Annotated in this window: 18 protein-coding genes; 10 read left to right on the plus strand and 8 right to left on the minus strand. The window is 73.1% G+C overall.

All coding sequences use genetic code 11. From position 1 onward, the window contains the following. The first annotated feature begins 260 nt into the window (after positions 1-260). The 3 genes from J2X59_RS12120 to J2X59_RS12130 are packed head-to-tail and all read left to right on the plus strand — an operon-like array spanning position 261 to position 3,624. Positions 261-1,631: an MFS transporter gene (locus J2X59_RS12120; protein WP_326496839.1), complete on the plus strand. Its 1,371-nt coding sequence runs from the start codon at positions 261-263 to the stop codon at positions 1,629-1,631. Next, complete coding sequence (locus J2X59_RS12125; RefSeq protein ID WP_326496840.1) at positions 1,628-2,470, plus strand: sugar phosphate isomerase/epimerase family protein; 843 nt, start codon at positions 1,628-1,630, stop codon at positions 2,468-2,470. The genes J2X59_RS12120 and J2X59_RS12125 overlap by 4 nt, the downstream gene beginning before the upstream one ends. Next, positions 2,467-3,624, plus strand: coding sequence for a Gfo/Idh/MocA family protein (locus tag J2X59_RS12130; RefSeq protein ID WP_066656133.1), 1,158 nt, complete (start codon positions 2,467-2,469; stop codon positions 3,622-3,624). Before J2X59_RS12125 ends, J2X59_RS12130 begins: the two co-directional genes overlap by 4 nt. Before the next feature lie 56 nt (positions 3,625-3,680). Here the strand turns inward: J2X59_RS12130 and J2X59_RS12135 are convergent, their stop codons facing one another. Further along, positions 3,681-4,934, minus strand: a complete 1,254-nt coding sequence (locus J2X59_RS12135) for a glycosyltransferase (RefSeq protein ID WP_326496841.1) — start codon at positions 4,932-4,934, stop codon at positions 3,681-3,683. A 51-nt stretch (positions 4,935-4,985) separates the two neighbouring features. Between J2X59_RS12135 and J2X59_RS12140 the strand changes: the two genes are divergently transcribed. Genes J2X59_RS12140 through J2X59_RS12150 form a run of 3 tightly spaced genes read left to right on the plus strand, consistent with a single transcriptional unit; the run spans position 4,986 to position 7,748 of the window. After that, positions 4,986-5,990 (plus strand): NAD-dependent epimerase/dehydratase family protein, encoded by a 1,005-nt coding sequence (locus J2X59_RS12140; protein WP_326496842.1) that lies wholly within the window; start codon positions 4,986-4,988, stop codon positions 5,988-5,990. Continuing rightward, positions 5,983-6,810, plus strand: coding sequence for an MBL fold metallo-hydrolase (locus tag J2X59_RS12145; RefSeq protein ID WP_326496843.1), 828 nt, complete (start codon positions 5,983-5,985; stop codon positions 6,808-6,810). Before J2X59_RS12140 ends, J2X59_RS12145 begins: the two co-directional genes overlap by 8 nt. Beyond that, complete coding sequence (locus J2X59_RS12150) at positions 6,807-7,748, plus strand: 3-oxoacyl-[acyl-carrier-protein] synthase III C-terminal domain-containing protein (protein ID WP_326496844.1); 942 nt, start codon at positions 6,807-6,809, stop codon at positions 7,746-7,748. Before J2X59_RS12145 ends, J2X59_RS12150 begins: the two co-directional genes overlap by 4 nt. A gap of 181 nt (positions 7,749-7,929) precedes the next feature. Here J2X59_RS12150 and J2X59_RS12155 read toward each other — a convergent pair whose 3' ends face one another. Then, positions 7,930-8,388 carry a DUF4383 domain-containing protein gene (locus tag J2X59_RS12155; RefSeq protein ID WP_326496845.1) on the minus strand — a complete coding sequence of 153 codons (459 nt, stop codon included), beginning with the start codon at positions 8,386-8,388 and terminating at the stop codon, positions 7,930-7,932. Between the two features lie 214 nt (positions 8,389-8,602). Between J2X59_RS12155 and J2X59_RS12160 the strand changes: the two genes are divergently transcribed. Both J2X59_RS12160 and J2X59_RS12165 read left to right on the plus strand, forming a co-directional pair. Next, positions 8,603-9,523 (plus strand): ABC transporter ATP-binding protein, encoded by a 921-nt coding sequence (locus J2X59_RS12160; protein WP_209685835.1) that lies wholly within the window; start codon positions 8,603-8,605, stop codon positions 9,521-9,523. Next, entirely contained in the window at positions 9,520-10,377 is an 858-nt protein-coding gene (locus tag J2X59_RS12165) for an ABC transporter permease subunit (RefSeq protein WP_326496846.1), read from the plus strand. Before J2X59_RS12160 ends, J2X59_RS12165 begins: the two co-directional genes overlap by 4 nt. 100 nt (positions 10,378-10,477) lie before the next feature. On the opposite strand, the gene J2X59_RS12170 is transcribed toward J2X59_RS12165, so the two are convergent. Next, complete coding sequence (locus J2X59_RS12170) at positions 10,478-10,819, minus strand: hypothetical protein (protein ID WP_066656115.1); 342 nt, start codon at positions 10,817-10,819, stop codon at positions 10,478-10,480. 172 nt (positions 10,820-10,991) lie between these two features. On the opposite strand from J2X59_RS12170, the gene J2X59_RS12175 reads away from it, so the two are divergent. After that, positions 10,992-11,615, plus strand: a complete 624-nt coding sequence (locus tag J2X59_RS12175) for an LppP/LprE family lipoprotein (protein WP_326496847.1) — start codon at positions 10,992-10,994, stop codon at positions 11,613-11,615. Positions 11,616-11,634: 19 nt separating this feature from the next. On the opposite strand, the gene J2X59_RS12180 is transcribed toward J2X59_RS12175, so the two are convergent. Next, complete coding sequence (locus J2X59_RS12180; RefSeq protein WP_326496848.1) at positions 11,635-12,321, minus strand: hypothetical protein; 687 nt, start codon at positions 12,319-12,321, stop codon at positions 11,635-11,637. Between the two features lie 53 nt (positions 12,322-12,374). Between J2X59_RS12180 and J2X59_RS12185 the strand changes: the two genes are divergently transcribed. Beyond that, a complete protein-coding gene (locus tag J2X59_RS12185; protein ID WP_326496849.1) occupies positions 12,375-13,439 on the plus strand; it encodes a YeiH family protein in 1,065 nt (354 codons plus the stop codon). A gap of 547 nt (positions 13,440-13,986) precedes the next feature. On the opposite strand, the gene J2X59_RS12190 is transcribed toward J2X59_RS12185, so the two are convergent. The 4 genes from J2X59_RS12190 to J2X59_RS12205 form a co-directional block, all read right to left on the minus strand. Then, positions 13,987-15,063, minus strand: coding sequence for an ABC transporter permease (locus J2X59_RS12190; protein WP_326496850.1), 1,077 nt, complete (start codon positions 15,061-15,063; stop codon positions 13,987-13,989). After that, positions 15,060-15,941 carry an ABC transporter ATP-binding protein gene (locus J2X59_RS12195; protein WP_326496851.1) on the minus strand — a complete coding sequence of 294 codons (882 nt, stop codon included), beginning with the start codon at positions 15,939-15,941 and terminating at the stop codon, positions 15,060-15,062. The genes J2X59_RS12190 and J2X59_RS12195 overlap by 4 nt, the downstream gene beginning before the upstream one ends. A gap of 130 nt (positions 15,942-16,071) precedes the next feature. After that, a complete protein-coding gene (locus tag J2X59_RS12200; protein ID WP_326496852.1) occupies positions 16,072-16,779 on the minus strand; it encodes a response regulator transcription factor in 708 nt (235 codons plus the stop codon). Continuing rightward, positions 16,761-18,029, minus strand: coding sequence for a sensor histidine kinase (locus tag J2X59_RS12205; protein ID WP_209685822.1), 1,269 nt, complete (start codon positions 18,027-18,029; stop codon positions 16,761-16,763). Before J2X59_RS12205 ends, J2X59_RS12200 begins: the two co-directional genes overlap by 19 nt. Between the last annotated feature and the right edge of the window lie 2 nt (positions 18,030-18,031).

The raw sequence follows: 18,031 nt of genomic DNA on the forward strand, positions 1-18,031 counted from the left end.
CGGCCGCCCGTGCGTCTCAACCCACGCGGGAGACCCGTTGTTCCGCAGCCCGACCGAGAAGTGCAGAACGCAACGTCGGCGACTGCTCGCAGTGGCAGGGCGTTGCGGGGAACCGCCGGGGTTGCGTGTTGCGGGCTCGACGCCGACACATGTCGAAAAGAAAGCTTCCGGAGGAAGGTTTTCGGTGTTACTGTCCTGATCACCTAGCAGCACTAGGTATTCGAGAGGGCACGCCGCCCCCGATGGCTCGAGGAGGAGTCATGTCGACACCGACGTCGAAGGAAGAACCGCAGTCCGGTCTCGCCGGTACCGCGAACCCGCCGGTCACCGCGGCCGCGGGAGCCACGAGCACCGACCCCGCAGCCGCATCGCGTGCGTTCTCGGTCGAGGGCCTCACGCAGAACGTCAGCACCGTCCGGGTCGGCCCGAAGTACCTCTGGGCACTCAGCCTCGCCCAGTTCGGACTCTTCGCCGCCCTGCTCACCCCGGTGTTCGTGAGCATGTCGATCAAGGCGCAGGAGCTGAACCCGTCCAGCCCCGAGACGATCGTCGGGTCGGTCCTGCCGTTCGGTGCACTCGGTGCCCTGTTCGCGAACCCGCTGTTCGGGGCGATCTCCGACCGGACCCGCACCCGCTGGGGTCGCCGTCGCCCGTGGATGGTCGGCGGTGTCGTCGTCTTCCTCGGCGCCCTCGCCTGGCTCGCGTTCTCGCCGGACGTGGTCCAGCTCACCCTCGCGTGGGTCCTTGCCCAGGTCTCCGCGAACGCCGTCCTCGCCACCCTGACCGCGAGCTTCGCCGACAACGTGCCGGAGTTCCAGCGCGGCAAGGCGTCGAGCGTCATCGCCCTCGCGCAGAACACCGCGATCCTCGCCGGCCTGTACCTCGCCGTGTACCTGGTCGGGAACCTGCCGCTGCTCTTCATCGCCCCGGGCATCCTGGCCGTCGCGGTCATCCTCGTCTACTCGTTCGTCGCCCGTGACGAGCTGCCGACGACCCCGACGAAGCCCTTCAGCTGGACCACCCTGATCGCCTCGTTCTGGACGAACCCGATCAAGCACCCGGACTTCGGGCTCGCCTGGTGGGGCCGCTTCCTCATCACCTTCGGCACGTTCATGTTCACGACCTACCGCCTGCTCTACATGCAGGACCAGATCGGGATCGAGGACCTGGCCGAGGCCACCGCCACCGTCGCGTTCGGTGTGCTCCTGTACACGGTCGCCCTGCTCGTCAGCGCCGCGGTCTCGGGCTGGGTGTCCGACCGCGTCCGTCGCCGCAAGGTCTTCGTCTGGGGCTCCACCGCCCTCACCGCGGTCGGCCTGGTGATCCTCGCCCACGTCGACAGCGTCGGCGGGTTCTACTTCGCGGAGATCGTGCTCGGGTTCGCCTTCGGCATCTACGCAGCGATCGACACCGCGCTCGTCGTCGACGTGCTGCCCGACCCCGAGCGTCCGGGCAAGGACCTCGGTGTCATCAACATCGCCAACGCCCTGCCGCAGTCGCTCGCCCCGGCGGTCGGCCTGTTCCTGCTCGGCATCGGCGGCGGTCAGAACTACACGCTCATGCTCTGGGGCGCCGGCGTCGCCGTGCTCCTCGGTGCGCTCGTCATCCTCCCGATCAAGAAGGTCCGGTGACCACCGTGGCACCCCGCATCTCCCTCCAGCTCTACACGGTCGACAAGGCGCTGGCGCCCGACCTCGACGGCGGCGTCGCCCGCCTCGCCGCGATCGGGTTCGACACCGTCGAGGCGTTCGCCTTCGTCGGTCGCGCAGCCGAGCTCCGGACGGCCTTCGACGCGCACGGCATCAGCGCGCGCACCGGCCACGCCTTCCTGGTCGAGGAGTCGATCCCGCTGCCGGACGGCACGGTGATGACCGCCCCGTCGCACGCCGAGACCTTCGCCGAGGCGTCGGCCCTCGGGCTCGAGATCGTCATCGACCCGTTCGTCGGCCCCGACCACTGGACGACCCGCGAGGGCGTCGAGCGGGTCGCCGCCCGGCTGAACGCGGCCGCCGAGGAAGCCGCCGGCCACGGCCTGCGCGTCGGCTACCACAACCACGACCACGAGCTCCGGCCGCGCATCGACGGCAGGCCCGCGCTGCAGGTGCTCGCCGAACTGCTCGACCCGCGCGTCGTGCTCGAGCTCGACCTGTACTGGGCGTCCGCCGCGGGCATCGACCTCGTGCCCTTCGTCGAGGAGCTCGGCGACCGCATCGTCGCCGTGCACGTCAAGGACGGCCCGATGCGCGAGGGGATCTCCACCGCGCAGGTGCCGACCGACCAGACCCCGGCCGGCCAGGGCGACGTCCGGCTGGCCGAGGCGCTCGCCGCAGCGCCGGCGCTCGAGTACGCCGTCATCGAGTTCGACGGCTTCGACGGGGAGATCTTCGACGGGGTCGAGCAGTCGTACCGCTGGCTGCAGGCCGCGCTCGCCGGGTCGGACGAGACCGCCACCACGGGGGTGTCCGCATGACCCGCACCGGCCGCGTCGGCGTCGGCTTCATCGGCGCCGGGATGATCAGCGAGCAGTACCTGACGAACCTCACGACCTTCCCGGACGTCGAGGTGGTCCGGATCGGCGACATCGACACCGAGCGCGCCGCGGCGTCGGCGGCGAAGTGGGGCATCCCCGCGTCGGGCACCGGCGACGAGGTCCTCACCGACCCCGACGTCGAGATCGTCGTGAACCTCACCCTGCCCGCCACGCACGTCGAGGTCTCCACGGCGGCACTCCGCGCCGGCAAGCACGTCTGGAGCGAGAAGCCGATCGGCGTCGACCGCGAGAGCGCCGCCGGACTCGTGGCGCTCGCCGACGAGCTCGGCCTGCGTCTCGGCATCGCACCGGACACCGTCCTCGGCACCGGGTGGCAGACCGCGAAGCGCGCGATCGAGGCCGGCGCGATCGGTACCCCCCTCACCGCCGTCACGAGCTTCCAGTGGCAGGGACCGGACGTGTTCCACCCGAACGCGTCCTTCCTCTACGCGAAGGGTGCCGGCCCGCTGTTCGACATGGGCCCGTACTACTTCACGGCGCTCGTGCACCTGCTCGGCCCGGTCGCGTCCGTCGTGGCGACGGGGTCCCGGTCGCGCGAGACCCGGCAGCTGGTGGTCGGTCCGAACGCCGGGCAGGAGTTCCCGGTCGAGGTCCCGACGCACCTCTCGGTGCTCACGTCGTTCGAGCAGGGCGGGAACGCGCAGTCGCTGCTGTCGTTCGACACCCCGCTGTTCCGGCACGGCGTCTTCGAGGTGAACGGCACCGAGGGCACGATCGTGCTCCCGGACCCGAACACCTTCGGGGGTGGACACCCGATCCGCATCGCACGACCGCTCGGCACGGACGTGTCGTTCCCGATCGAGCAGGCGTGGGAGACCCTGTCCGACGAGGAACCGACGGTCGGCCGTGGTCTCGGCGTGCTCGACATGGCACGGGCGATCCGCGGGGGCGGTGCGCACGTCGCGACCGGCGAGGTCGGGTACCACGTGCTCGACACCATGGTCGCGGTCGAGGAGTCCGTCGCGCGCCGCGCGTTCGTCGAGGTCGCGTCGACGGTGGCGCCGATCGCGTCGCTGCCCGAGGACTTCGACCCGCTCGCCGCGACCCTCGAGGGTGCGTCCGCCACGGTCTGAGCGGCCACACGACGGACGGGAGGCTCGGTGTCGGCCGGCACCGAGCCTCCCGTCCGTCACGTGGTGCGGGACGGCCGCAGGACGCTCGCGTAGACCGCCACCAGCTCGTCGACGCGCTGCTCGACGCGGTCGCGGGCCGCGACCAGCGCGGCGCTTGCTCGCACGAGATGCTCCGGCTCGTCGTGGAGCCGTCGGACGACCGACGCGATCCCCGCGGCCTCCGGCGTCGGCGTCGTGAAGCCACCGCCGTCGGGGACGACCTCGGCGAGGTCCGGGTCGCAGTGCACGACGGGCAGGCCGGTGGCGACGGCCTCGAGCATCACCATCGGCTGGTTGTCGAAGTCGGAGGAACTCGACACGAGCACGTGTGCACGGCGCATGGCGGCGAGGACCTCGTCGTGCGGGGTCGAGCCGTGCAGCCGGACCGGGGTGCCGGCCGCTGCCCGGGCGACCGCAGCACGCGCGACGCCGTCGCCGAGCACGTCGACCACGGTGCCGGGTGGGAAGGAGCGGGCGGCCTCGACCAGGACCTCCGGACGCTTCTCGGGCGATAGGCGCCCGACCCAGAGCACCCGGAGCGGCTCGCCTGCGGTCCTGGTCCGGACGGTCGCCGGTCCGATCGCGTCGAGGACCGCGGGCTCGATGCCGTTCGAGACGACCGACACCGGGGTCCGGACGCCCCGGTCGACGAGCTTGTCGGCGAAGTGCCGCGACGGGACCACGACGTGGTCGCTCGCCCGCGACTGCGCGAGCATGACCCGCCACATCCGCCGCGCCGTCCGGGTCCGGGTGTACGGGGTGTCGGCCGCGACACGGACGCCCCGGCGGGGGACCTGCGTCGCGTGCAGGAAGGCGAGCAGCGCGGTCGTGACGGCGGGCACGGGCAGGACGTTCCGCGTGTAGACGTCGATGCGGCCGTGCATCGTGTGCACCACCGGGATGCCGAGGTCCTGCGCGGCCCGGATCCCGCCGAGCGCCGCGAACATCTCGGAGTGGGTGTGCACGACGTCGACCCGGCGTGCGGCGAACTCGCGGCGGAGCAGGGCGCGGAGGCGACGCGGGGACCACGCGAAGGGGTAGCCGTCGGGGCGGAACACGCGGGAGACGGGCAGACCGACGACGGCCGGCACGGTGGCGGTGCCGGGTGCCTGCGCCGTGCCCGCCGAGTGCACGGGGCCCGCCGGGTCGTCGGGACAGAAGACCGTGACGTCGTGTCCCGCCGCCGTGAGGGCCTCGGCCAGGGAGCGCACCGCCGTCTGGACGCCCCCGAGCGTCGGCAGGTAGTAGTCGGTGACCAGCGCGATCCGCACGCCCCGAGCCTAGGGGCCGCCGGCTCCTGCCGGGCTCGTAGGATCTGGGGCATGGGGGGAGCAGGCACCGGGGAGCGAGCGCTGGTCACGGGGGCGAGCGGGTTCGTCGGCGGCCACGTCGTGCGGACCCTGCGCGAGCACGGCTACCGCGTCACGGCGTCCGGTCGGCGGGGATCGGCGCTGCCCGCCGGTGACGTCCACGTCGGCGACCTCGACGACCTCGCCCGCGCGGACGTCCCCGCCGACGTCGTCGTGCACTGCGCGGCGCTCAGCTCGCCGTGGGGCCCGTGGTCGGCCTTCGAGCACGCCAACGTCACCGGGACCGCCCGGGTGCTCGAGTACGCACGTCGCGTCGGGGCGCGGCGGCTCGTGCACGTGTCGTCGCCCGGCATCTACGCCGCACCGCGCGACCGGCTCGACATCCGCGAGGACCAGGTCGACCCGAGCCGCCCGATGAACCACTACATCCGTTCGAAGCTGCACGCCGAGGCGCTCCTCCGCGCCGCGACCGGCGACCCCGACGGACCCGAGATCGTCGTCCTGCGGCCGCGCGGCATCATCGGCGCGGGCGACACCGGACTCGTCCCGAGGCTGCTCCGCGTGCACGAACGGGTCGGCGTGCCCCTCCTGCGCGGCGGACGCGGACTCGTCGACCTGACCGCCGTCGAGAACGTCGCGCACGCCGTCCGGCTCGCGGCCGAGGTGCCCGGGGCCGCCGGGCTGGCGTTCAACATCACGAACGGGGACCCGCGTCCGTTCGTCGAGCTCCTCGACCAGCTGCTCACCGAACTCGGGGTCCGGCCGCGGCACCTGCACCTGCCCGCCGGGCCGGTGTCCGCGCTGGCCACCGTGCTCGAGGCCGTGTGCACGGTGCTGCCCGGGCAGCCCGAGCCGCCGATCACCCGGTACACGGTGACGACGATCACGCACTCGCAGACCCTCGACCTGACCCGGGCTCGGCAGGTGCTCGGCTACCAGCCGGTCGTCGGGCTCGACGAGGCACTCGCGAGCTACGCGCCCGCCGGCCGGCACGTCGGTGAGCAGCCGCGTGGGTGAGCGCCCGGTCGGCACCCTGCGCGCCGCCGCCTGCGGGTGGACGACCCACGACGTGCACCGTCTGCTCCGCGGTGCGCCCCGTGGCCGTCGGGTCTTCCCCGCGAACGTCTTCCACTGGACCGGTCCGGACCGCTCCGTGCTGTTCGACACCGGGTACGCACCCCTGCCGTGGCGCACGGGTGCCGCCGGGCAGCTGTACCGACGCCTGCTCCCGCCCGTCGTCCCCCCGGGCAGCACACTCGCCGACGCGATCGACACGGACGGCGTCACGCACGTCGTCCTGTCGCACCTGCACCCCGACCACGTCGGCGGGCTGGCTGCCGTGCCGCACGCGCGGGTGCTGGCCTCCGAGGGCGTGGTCCGGGGCATCGCCCGCCCGCGCGTGCTCGCCGGGCAGCTGCGCGGACTGCTGCCCGCGGGGCTCGTCGACCGGCTGCAGGTCGTCCCGGACAGCGCCTTCGTCCCCGCTCCGACCGGGCCGCTCGCCGCGGTCGGTCTGTCGACGGCCGACCCGTTCGGGGACGGTCGCACGCGGCTCGTCCGGCTGCCCGGGCACGCCGACGGGCACCTCGGCGTCCTGGTCGAGGACCGCGTGCTGCTCGCGGGCGACGCCGCCTGGAGCCGCGACCTGCTCGGACGCGAGCGCGACCTGCGCCTCCTGCCGCGTGCGGTCGCCCACGACGCCCGATCGCAGCGCGACACCGCCGAGCGCCTGCTCGCCCTCGAGCGCGCAGGTGTCAGACTGCTGTTCAGCCACGACGAGCACCGGACCGGGGTGGACCTGCTCGTCGACGACGACGAGGACCGAGGGGGACCATGAAGCACTGCGCCATCGCCGGGTGGGGGACGGCACTGCCGGACCGGACGGTCACCTACGGCAGCGGTGCCCGCACCGTCACCCGGTACCGCATCGCCGACGACGTGTCGCACCTCGACATGCTCGCCACGGCAGCGTCCCGGGCCATCGAGCACGCCGGCATCGACGCCGCCGACCTCGACCTCGTGATCGCCGCCTGCGCCGCCGGCGTGCAGCCGATCCCCTGCACGGCGGCACTCGTGACGGAGCGGGTCGCGCCCGACGCCCGAGCGGCCGCGTTCGACGTGAACTCGACGTGCACGAGCTTCATCACGGCACTCGACATCGCCTCCCGCTACCTGGAGGACGGCGACCACGACCGGGTGCTCATCGTCTCCGGGGACGTCGGGTCACGCTTCCTCGACCCGGCGCAACGGGAGTCCGCCGAGCTGTTCTCCGACGCTGCGGCCGCGGTGGTGCTGACGCGCGGCGACGGGGCGCAGGGGGTGCTGTCGGCGCTGCAGCAGACCTGGCCGGAGCACGCCCACGACACCGAGCTCCGGGGCGGCCTGTCCCGGTACCCGGCGCAGCAGTACGCCGACGGCGACCCCGCTGACTACCTGTTCGACATGCACGGCCGGCGCGCCCTGACCGGGATGCTCCGGGTCCTGCCCGGGTTCTTCGCGCGGTTCTGGGAGTGCAGCGGTCTCGGGCTGGACGACGTCGACCTGGTCGTACCGCACCAGGCCAGCGGCGCGATCGGGCTCGCGATGCGCCGGCTCGGGATCCCGACGGACAAGTACGTCGACGAGGTCGCGGCGTTCGGGAACTCGGTCTCGTCGTCGGTGCCGTTCATGCTCGCGCGGTGCCTCGACGACGGTCGGCTCCGGCGCGGGGACACCGTGCTGCTCTGCGGGACGGCTGCCGGCCTGACCGCGAACGCCCTCGCGCTGCGCCTCTGACGCGCGCGAGGGCAGCGCTGCGCCTCTGGCGCGTACGCGCTGCGCGCTGCGCCGGGTTCACCCGGGACACGACGACGCCCCCGCCGCTGCTGCGACGGGGGCGTCCGATGACCCCTGATCCCCGGGGAGGCCACCGCTGGTCCGGTGGACCGCCCAGCACCGGGCGGTCCACCGAGGTCGGTCAGCGGGTGGTGCGTCCGGCGCGGGGCAGGAGCACGCCGAGGACGATCATCGCGACGGCGAGGAAGGCGTGCAGGACGTTGTCGGCGCTGTTCAGCGGGACGAAGTTCGCAGCCCCGGCCATGCCGGCGACGAAGAGGCCGAAGACGAACAGCACGGCGTAGACGATGCCGCCGATGAGCAGGTACGAGCGCGACCCTGCGGCGGAGCGGGCGGCGAGGATGCCGACGATGCCGAAGAGCAGGTGGACGATGTTGTGCAGGGCCGACACCTGGAACAGGCCGAGGAGCATGGCCATCGAGCTGTTGCCGGCGAAGGACATGGTGCCCATGTCCATGGTCAGGCCCGGGATGAAGCCGGCGATGCCGACGATGAGGAAGACGACGCCGAAGAGCAGTGCGCCCTTCTGGACGAGGGTCGACGCGAAACCGGTACGGGGTGATGCTGCGTTGCTGGTCATGGTGCGGTCCTTCCGAATGCGTTCCACGACGGCGTCTCCGGGTCACCGCGCAGGGGCAGCGTCGTCGTCGTACAGGGGTTTCGGAGCAGGTGCGCAGCCGGATTGGTGCGCCGTCCGGGTGTCCTTCCAGCGCGGCGTCCTCCTGCGGGATGACCCCGGGTCTCCGCCCCAGGGGGGACGCGCTCGGCGGTGTCCCGGAAATAGCGTGGACCACGTGATCGAGATCGAGCATCTGTCCAAGCGCTACGGCGCCAAGACCGCCGTCGACGACATCTCCTTCGTCGTCCGTCCCGGCAGCGTCACCGGCTTCCTCGGGCCGAACGGCGCCGGGAAGTCCACGACCATGCGGATGATCATGGGCCTCGACACGCCCACGTCCGGACGCGTCCGGGTGAACGGCCAGGACTACCGGTCCTTCCGCGACCCGCTCCGCCAGGTCGGCGCGCTGCTCGAGGCGAAGGCCGTCCACTCCGGGCGCAGCGCGTACAACCACCTGCTCTCGCTCGCGGCGACGCACGGCATCCCGAAGTCCCGCGTGCACCACGTGATCGAGCTCACCGGCCTCGAGTCGGTCGCGAAGAAGCGCGTCGGCGGGTTCTCCCTCGGCATGGGGCAGCGGCTCGGCATCGCGGCGGCACTGCTCGGCGACCCGAGGACCCTGATCCTGGACGAGCCGGTCAACGGCCTCGACCCGGACGGCGTCGTGTGGGTGCGCCAGCTCGCCCGGCACCTGGCGTCCGAGGGACGCACGGTCTTCCTCTCCAGTCACCTCATGAGCGAGATGGCGCAGACGGCCGACCGCGTGGTCGTGCTCGGCCGCGGCAAGGTCCTGGCCGACGCCCCGATCGCGGAGTTCGTCGCGGGCAGCGGACAGGGCGGCGGCGCACGGACCCTCGTCCGGACCCCGCACCCCGACCAGCTCTTCGATGCCGTGGGATCAGCGGCGTCGTCGATCACCCCGCGCGAGGACGGCGCCTTCGTGGTCGTCGGTCCCGACGCACAGCAGATCGGCACCATCGCCGCCCGTGCCGGCGCGGTGCTCCACGAACTCACCCCCATGGGTGCGAGCCTCGAGGAGGCGTACATGGCCCTCACGAAGGACGAGGTCGAGTACCAGGCGGAGGTCGCACGATGAGCGCCGCGACGGCCACCGCGATGCCCGACCGCGTCGGACTCGGGTTCGGTCGACTCGTCCGCAGCGAGTGGATCAAGTTCCGCAGCATCCGGTCGACGTGGTGGTGCTACGCCATCATCGTCGTGCTGACCATCGGGCTCGGTGCGCTGCTCGGGCTCTACGCGCCGATCGTCGGTCTGCCCGAGGGCGCCGAGGTGACCCAGGCGGTCGCGAACGCCCAGATCGTCAACCTCAGCATCTCGTCGGTCGGCTTCACCGTGCTGGTCGCCGCGGTCCTGGGTGTCCTCATCATCACGGGTGAGTACGGCACCGGGCAGGTCCGCTCGACCTTCACGGCCGACCCCGGGCGCACCGGTGCGATCCTCGCCAAGGCCGTCGTCCTCGCCGTGGCCACCTTCGTGGTCAGTGCAGCGGCGACGTGGATCGGGGTCGTGCTCGTCGCGCTGTTCCAGGCGGACAAGGGCGTGCACGCCGACCTGGCCGACCCCGCCGTATTCATGCCGATCCTCGGTTCGTCGGTCTACGTCACGGGGATCGCGCTGCTCGCCTTCGGCATCGGCCTCCTGGTCCGGTCGAGCGCCGGTGGCATCGCGATCGCGCTCGGCGTGCTGCTCGTCCTGCCGATCGTGCTGCAGCTCTTCGCGGGGCTGGTGGACCAGCAGTGGCTCCTCGACGTGTCCCGCTTCCTGCCCGACCAGGCCGGCAGCCAGCTCTACACCTACGAGCGGTCCGCGGGCCAGCCCGCACCCGAGGGCGTCGTGCTGAACGGTTGGGCCGGCGGCGGGGTCCTGGCAGCGTGGGTCGTCGCGATCGGTGTCCTCGCCCTGGCCGCGGTCAAGAAGCGCGACGTCTGACGACGAGCCGCGCGGCTCGCGACGCGGGGCGTGACGGGACGGAGGCTCGGTGCCGACCGGCACCGAGCCTCCCGTCCGTCCGCAGCCGGGTACCGGCGGTTCAGGCCGCCCGTGAGAACAGCCCGCGCAGGGCGCGCGTCAGTCGCCACGAGCGCCGCGGCTGCTGGACGACCTCGACCGCGCGGGTCGGCATCCGGAAGGCGAGGTCGTGGAGCATGTTCCGCTTCGAGCCGTCCCAGTTCGCGAACAGGTAGGAACCGCCGATGAACGACATGCTCCGGACCGGCGTCCGCTTCCACGAATCGGCGGCGACGTAGTAGCCGGCGTGCCCGGCGCGGATGTGGTCGATGACGGTGTCGACGTCGAAGACACCGGTCGTGGTGACGACGGTGGTGATGCCCGTCCGGTCGCGGGCGACGTACTCGATGAGGTGTTCGGTCACGGCGTGCTCTGATCTGTGTCTGACTCGACCGGCCCGTGAGGTCGGTGCTCGGGAGGTGTTCGGAACCGCCCTTGCTTCCGCCTGGATGGTACGCCGACAGCCGGTGGGGTCTCCAGGCGTCGGTGCGGTCGGGGGATGAACATCCGGGCAGCGCGGCGGGCAGGGTGGTCCCATGCGCACCACACGTCACTCTCGTCCCGCCGGCCTGCTCCTGATCGTCGTCGGGGCGTCCCTCGCCCTCGCGGGGTGCACCGGCGGGGGCGGCGATGGCCCGACCGCGACCGTCACGCGGACGTTCACGCCCTCGACCTCGGCGTCGTCCTCGTCGTCGACGACGGGCAGCGGGACCCCGGGCCCGTCGTCGACGCCGACCGCGACACCCTCCTGCGGACCGTCCGACGGGGCCGCCGCCGCCGCTGGTCCGATCGCCGACCTCCCGCTGCCCGCCGGCCTCGAGTCGGCGCGGTGGGACGCGTCGAACGCCGACACCTCGGTCTACGACGGCTGCGCCGCGCTGTCCGCGGTGACCGTCAGCGTCGTCGACGGCACCGCGAGCTCGCCGGTCGCGATCCTGCTCTTCAACGACGGGACGTACCTGGGGACGGCGACGAAGGAGCAGTACCCGTTCGTCCCGCAGGTGACGCGGGAGTCCGCGAGGTCGATCCGCGTCGAGTACCGCTACCCGCAGGGCGCGGACAGCAACGCCGACCCCTCCGGTCGAGCGACCGCGACGTACACGTGGGACGACGCTGCCGGTCGGGTGGCGATGTCCGGGGACGTCCCGCCCGCCCGGTGACGTCCCGCCGCGCCGTCACTCAGCGCGGTGCTCCGCGTCGACCGGCGGACCCGGACCCGGGCGCTGACCCGGGCCCCGACCCGGGTCGCAGCGCCCGCAGCACGTCCCGCAGGACGCCGAGCCGGGGCTGGGTCGCGCTGAACGGTCGACCGAGTGCCGAACGCGGTTCGAGGACGAACGTTCCGCCGTCCGTCAGCGTGAGCCACAGCCCGTAGTCCTCCCGTCGCCCGCGGTGGTCCTTCGTGGCCAGGTCGATCCGTGCGACGCGCGCCCAGGGGATCGTCACCACCGGGTCGGGTGACACGGGGGACCAGCCGAGCAACCCGCTCCGGTCGACGGTGACGAGCGCGATCCGCGGGTCGGGGAGGTCCTGTCCGGCGATGGTCCCGCGGGCGGAGACCGGGAGGTGGAACGCCGGTCGACCCCGGCCGTGGCCGTGCGCGTGCCGGAGCGCACGTCGGTCCCGTCGTCCGTCCCGCCAGGCGCTGATCGGCGCGACGACGGAGCCCACGGCGCCGAGCAGCGGCAGGAGGACGGCGACCGAGCCGCGGCCGGTGAGTGAAGCCTGGTCGACGAACCGCGCCTCGAAGACGAGCACGCCGACCGCGACGGCGAACAGGCCGAGCGCGCCCGCGACGAACGGCCACAGCGGCGGCACGACGCCGTCGCGCAGTCGCTGCACCCACGGCTCCGACTGATGGTCCACCACCTCAGCCTGCCCGTACCGCCTGGGCACCGGACGGTGGGATGCTGGTCCGCATGCCCCTGTCCCGCCCGGCGCTCGTCGCTGCCCTGCCCGGTGTCGCGCTCGCCGTCGTGATCGGCGTCGCCGCGACCCTGGTCGGCCGCGCGGTCCCGGTCGTCGGCGGTCCGGTGCCGGCCGTCCTGCTCGGTGCGCTGGTCGGCTGGCTCGTCCGGCGTCGACGGGCCCAGGACGACGGAGCAGCTGACCTCGGTGGGCTCCAGCCCGGCGTGAAGTTCGCGTCGAGCCGCGTCCTGCAGGCAGCGGTCGTGCTCCTCGGCGCACAGCTGTCGATCGGCGAGGTCCTGCGCATCGGCGGTGAGACCCTCCCCGTGATGCTCACGACGCTCGTGGTGTGCCTCGTCGCGGCGTGGGGGATCGGCCGGCTGCTCCGGGTGTCGAGCACGCTCCGCACACTGATCGGGGTCGGCACGGGCATCTGCGGCGCATCGGCCATCGCCGCCGTCACCCCCGTGGTCGGTGCCGCCAGCGCCGAGGTCGCCTACGCCCTGTCGACGATCTTCCTCTGCAACATCGCCGCGGTCTTCGTCTTCCCGCTCGTCGGCCACGCGCTCGGCCTGTCCCAGCACGCGTTCGGCGTCTTCGCCGGGACCGCCGTGAACGACACGTCCTCCGTCGTCGCGACCGCCACGGTCTACGGCCGTCAGGCGACGGACACCGCCGTCGTCGTCAAGCTCGTGCGGACCCTGATGATCATCCCGATCGTGATCGGGCTCGCCGGCCTCGAGGCGCGCCGCACCGCCCGCTCGCAACCCGCCGCCGTCGACGGCACGGGTCGTGCCGGGGGCGTCCGCGTGCTGCGGCTGGTCCCGTGGTTCCTGGTCGGCTTCCTCGTCGTGGTCCTCCTCCGGACCACCGGAGTCCTGCCCGCGGCGGCGGCCCCGGGGTTCTCGACGGCGGCGACCTTCCTCATCACGGTGGCGCTGGCGGCCGTCGGGGTCTCGACGGACTTCGCGGCGCTCCGCCGGGCCGGGTTCCGGCCGATGCTGCTCGGCATCGTGCTGTGGGTGCTCGTCGCGGGGACGAGCCTGGGCGCGCAGGCGGCCTTCGGCCAGCTCTGACGGGCCCGTCGTGCGGCGGTGGCGCCGTCGCGTCGGCGACGCCTGCGTGGCGTGACGTGCTCCCGCACAACGGAAGGCACGTCGCGCCGCGCGGTTTCGTGGCGCGACGTGCTCCTGGTTGGGCGGGGCGCCCCGCGCCCGGCACGGCTGCGTTTCGGGCGGGAGGCACGGTGCGGTCCGGTCCCGTGCCTCCCGTCCGGCGGCATCCAGCGTGACGTGACGTGCTCCCGCACAGCGGACGGCACGTCGCGCCGTGCGGTTCCGTGGCGTGACGTGCGTGTGGTTGTGCGGGGCGCCCCGCGCCCGGCGCGGCCGCGATCCCGACGGGAGGCGCGGTGCGGTCCGGTCCCGTGCCTCCCGTCCGGCGGCATCCGCGTGGCGTGACGTGCTCCCGCACAGCGGACGGCACGTCGCGCCGTGCGGTTCCGTGGCGTGACGTGCGTGTGGTTGTGCGGGGCGCCCCGCGCCCGCGCCCGGCGTATCCGCGATCCGGACGGGAGGCACGGTGCCAGCCGGCACCGCGCCTCCCGTCCGTCGTGCGGCGACGTCAGCCGCGGATCGCCTCCGTCAGCTTCACCCGTCCGCCGGTCCGGAGCAGCGCGTTCTCGTAGATGCGCGCGCCCACGGCGACGACCACGACGACCGACGCGGCGACGAGCAGCAGCGACAGGATCGGCTCCCACCACTCGGCGGTCCCGAGGAAGATCCGCATCGGCATCCCGATCGGCGCGCTGAACGGGACGTACGACATGATCCCGACGATCGTCTCGTTGTCCGCCGCCGAGACGATGAGGATGTACGGGATCATCACGAGGAGCATCACGGGCATCGTGACGCTGCCGACGTCCTCCTGGCGGGAGACGAGCACGGCGGACGCGGCGAACAGCGCGGCGATGAGCACGAAGCCGACGGCGAAGAAGCCGACGAACCACATCACGCTGGGGCCGAGCAACGTGAACAGGTTGTCCTGCCCGGTGACCGCGAGGGCCACGGCGCCGGCGATCGCGATGGCGATGATCTGCGCGAACGCCATGATGCTGCTGCCGAGCACCTTCCCGGCGAGCAGGGCACGGGCCGGGATGGCGGCCATCAGGATCTCGACCACCCGCGTCGACTTCTCCTCGACGACGCTCTGCGCGATCGACGACCCGAAGGTCACGGCGGAGGTGAAGAAGACGACGCCGAACAGGATGCCGATGGCGGACACCAGGCCCGCCGAGAGCGTGCCGGGCTGCAGGAGCTCCACCGCAGGGGTGACGCTGAGGGCACCGACGACGTCGGTCGGGGTGTCCTCGAGCCCGACGACGCTGTACCCGAGGGTGTCGTCGGACGGCACGACGGCGGCGTCCACGTCACCGCTCCGCACGAGGCGCTCGGCCTGGGCGACGGTGGTGGTCGGGGTGACGTCGAGGCCGTCGGTGGACTGGAGCGAGACGCCGTCGACCACCGCGACGGGTGTGGTGTCGTCGGCGGTCGCCTTGCCGATGATGCCCGCGATGACGACGGACACGACGACGGCGAGCACCAGGATCGCGGCAGAGACCACGAAGGCCTTGCTGCGGACGCGGGCCTGGATCTCGCGGACGGTCACGAGCCGGACGGCGTCGACGAAGTGGCTGGTCATCGGACGACCTCCCGGAAGACCTCGCTGAGACGGGGCACGCGTGGGGCGAACGAGCCCACCGTGCCGTGCTGGACGGCGCGCTGCAGGACACGCTGCGCCGTGGGCTCGTCGGCCTCGAACACCGCGTACCCGCCGTCGAACTCGCGCATGGTCACGCCGGGTTCGTCGCGGATCCACGCGACGTCGCCGTCGACGAGCAGCTCCCACGCGGCGGGGCCGGCGCTGCGGCGCAGGTCCTCCTGGGAGCCGGCGGCACGGATCGTCCCGTCGGCGATCACGACGACGTCGTCGCACAGCCGCTCGACCACGTCGAGCTGGTGGCTCGAGAAGAGCACCGGGACACCCTTCGCCGCCTGCTCGCGGAGCACGCCGAGCACGGTGTCGACGGCCATCGGGTCGAGGCCCGAGAACGGCTCGTCGAGCACCAGGACCTCGGGGTCGTGGACGAGCGCCGCAGCGACCTGCACGCGCTGCTGGTTGCCGAGCGAGAGCTTCTCGACGGCGTCGCTCGCGTGCTGCGTGAGCTCGAGTCGTTCGAGCAGCGCGGTGGTCCGCTGCCCCGCGGTCCGCTTGTCGACACCGTGCAGGCGTGCGAGGTAGGTGATCTGCTCGGCGACCGGCATCTTCGGGTAGAGCCCGCGTTCCTCGGGCATGTAGCCGAAGCGGCGGCGGTCGGTCGGGCGGACCTCGGCGCCGTCGATCGACACGCGCCCGGTGTCGGCCTGCAGCACGCCGAGCAGGATCCGCATGGTGGTCGTCTTGCCGGCGCCGTTGCCGCCGACGAACCCGGTCAGTCGGCCGCTGCCGACCGAGAACCCCACGTCGTCGAGCACCCGGCGGTCGCCGAAGTGCTTCGTCACGCCTTCGATGGTGAGCATCGCCCGTTCCCCTTCCGCCGGCGGTCCTCGCCGACGTCTCGACGCTACGGTCCGGGAGGCACTGCCCACCTCCGGCGGGAGGCGGGACTTCCCGACGCCCCGGCTCCACCGCGCGGGGGAGCGGGGTCCGTCAGGCCGCGGAGGAGACGCCGTGCTCGAAGGCCCACACGACCGCCTGGATGCGGTCGCGCACGCCGGTCTTCTGCAGGACGTTCGACACGTGCGTCTTGACGGTCGCCTCGCCGACGAAGAGCGCGCGGGCGATCTCGGCGTTGCTGCAGCCGCGCGCGAGCAGTCGCAGGACCTCGGCCTCGCGTTCGGTGAGCCCCGCGGTGGCGATGGCGGCAGCACCGTCGTCGGCCGGGGACGCCGTGTGCCCGGCGTGCGCGGGGCAGGTGGGGCCGTGCCCGGCGGTCGCGCGGCTGATCACCCGGCGCGTGACGTCGGGGGCGAGCAGGGCGTCCCCGGCGGCGACCGTGCGGACGGCGTCGATCAGCCGTTCGGGGGAGGCGTTCTTCAGCAGGAACCCGCTCGCCCCCGCCTCGAGCGCCTGGAACAGGGCGTCGTCGTCGTCGAACGTGGTGAGCACGAGCACCGCCGGCGGGTCCGGGAGCGCGCCGATGCGTCGTGCCGCCTCGAGCCCGTCGACGCCGGGCATCTGGACGTCGAGGCACACGACGTCGGGTCGCAGCGCGACGACCGCCTCGACCGCGGCGCCGCCGTCCGGGGCCTCGCCGACCACGCGGAAGCCCGGCTCGGACTCCAGGATGACGCGGAAGCCGGCACGCACCAGGTCCTGGTCGTCCGCGAGCACGATCGTCAGGTCGTCGGCAGCCATGCCCGTACCAGGTACCCTCCCCGGGCGCGGGGCCCGATCTCGATGCGACCGCCCACGGCGGCGACGCGCTCCCGCATGCCGACGTGGCCCAGCCCGCTGCCGCCGGGGTCGCGGACCGCGCCGGCGCCGTGTCCGTCGTCGGCGACCTCGACCTCGATCCCGTCGTCGAGGTACCGCAGGCGCAGGTCCGCGCGGGCGGTGGGGCCGGCGTGCTTGACGACGTTCGTCACGGCCTCCTGCGCGATGCGGAACGCCACGGCCCCGACCGTCGGCGGCACCGAGCGCTCGTCACCGACCACGACGAGCCCGGCGTCCCGGCCCGAGGAGCGGACGGCGTCGACCAGCTCCGGCATCCGACCGAGCCCGGCCGTGCTCGGCGCGGTGTCGGTCGCGCTCGCGCCGGGGTCGTCCTCGCGCAGGGTCCCCAGCATGCGGCGGAGTTCCTCGACCGCGGTGCGTGCGCTGTCCTCGACCACCGTGAGCGAGGCGGTCGCCTGCTCCGGGTCGCGGCCGACCACGCGTCGGGCGGCTCCGGCCTGGACACCCATCAGCGACACGTGGTGGGCCACGACGTCGTGCAGCTCGCGGGCGATCCGCACGCGCTCGAGGGTGATCGCCTGGGCAGCCGTGCGCTCTCGTTCGGCGGCGAGCTCCGCGGTGCGTTCGGCGAGGTCGTGCTTGGCCACCGCGGCTGCCCACGCGCGGTTGCCGGCGTACCAGGCGCCGCCGAAGTAGAGCACGTTGATGAGGATGTTGACGAGCGAGTACGCGATGTACGGCGGGATCAGCGCGTCGTCGTCGTTCGGCAGCGCGTTCGGCACCGCCCACCCGAACGAGAGCGCGAGGAACACCCACGCGAACATCCCGCCGATGATCACCCAGCGGACCACCTCGGCGCGGATCCGGTCCGAGCACCACGCCCCGACCGTGTACAGCGCGATGAAGAGGGTGAAGTTGACGAGGATGATCTCGGGGACGTGGAGCAGCTGTGTCGCGGCGAACGCCAGCGCGGACACGACGGCGACGGTCATCGGCCAGCGGCGGCGGAACGCGATCGGCGCGGCGTTCGCGACCACCATGAGCGCCGACACCCACCACGGCGCCTGGTCGTCCTCGTAGACGCCCGCGGCGCCGTACAGCGTGGTCGTGACGGCCAACCCGACGCCGAGCACGAGCGCGAGCAGTGCGTCCTGCCGGTGCTCCCGCGGTCCGACGGGCAACCGGGCCCACCCCTCCCTCGTCCACCCCATGC

This window comes from Curtobacterium sp. 260 (assembly GCF_030803485.1).
Lineage (GTDB): Bacteria > Actinomycetota > Actinomycetes > Actinomycetales > Microbacteriaceae > Curtobacterium.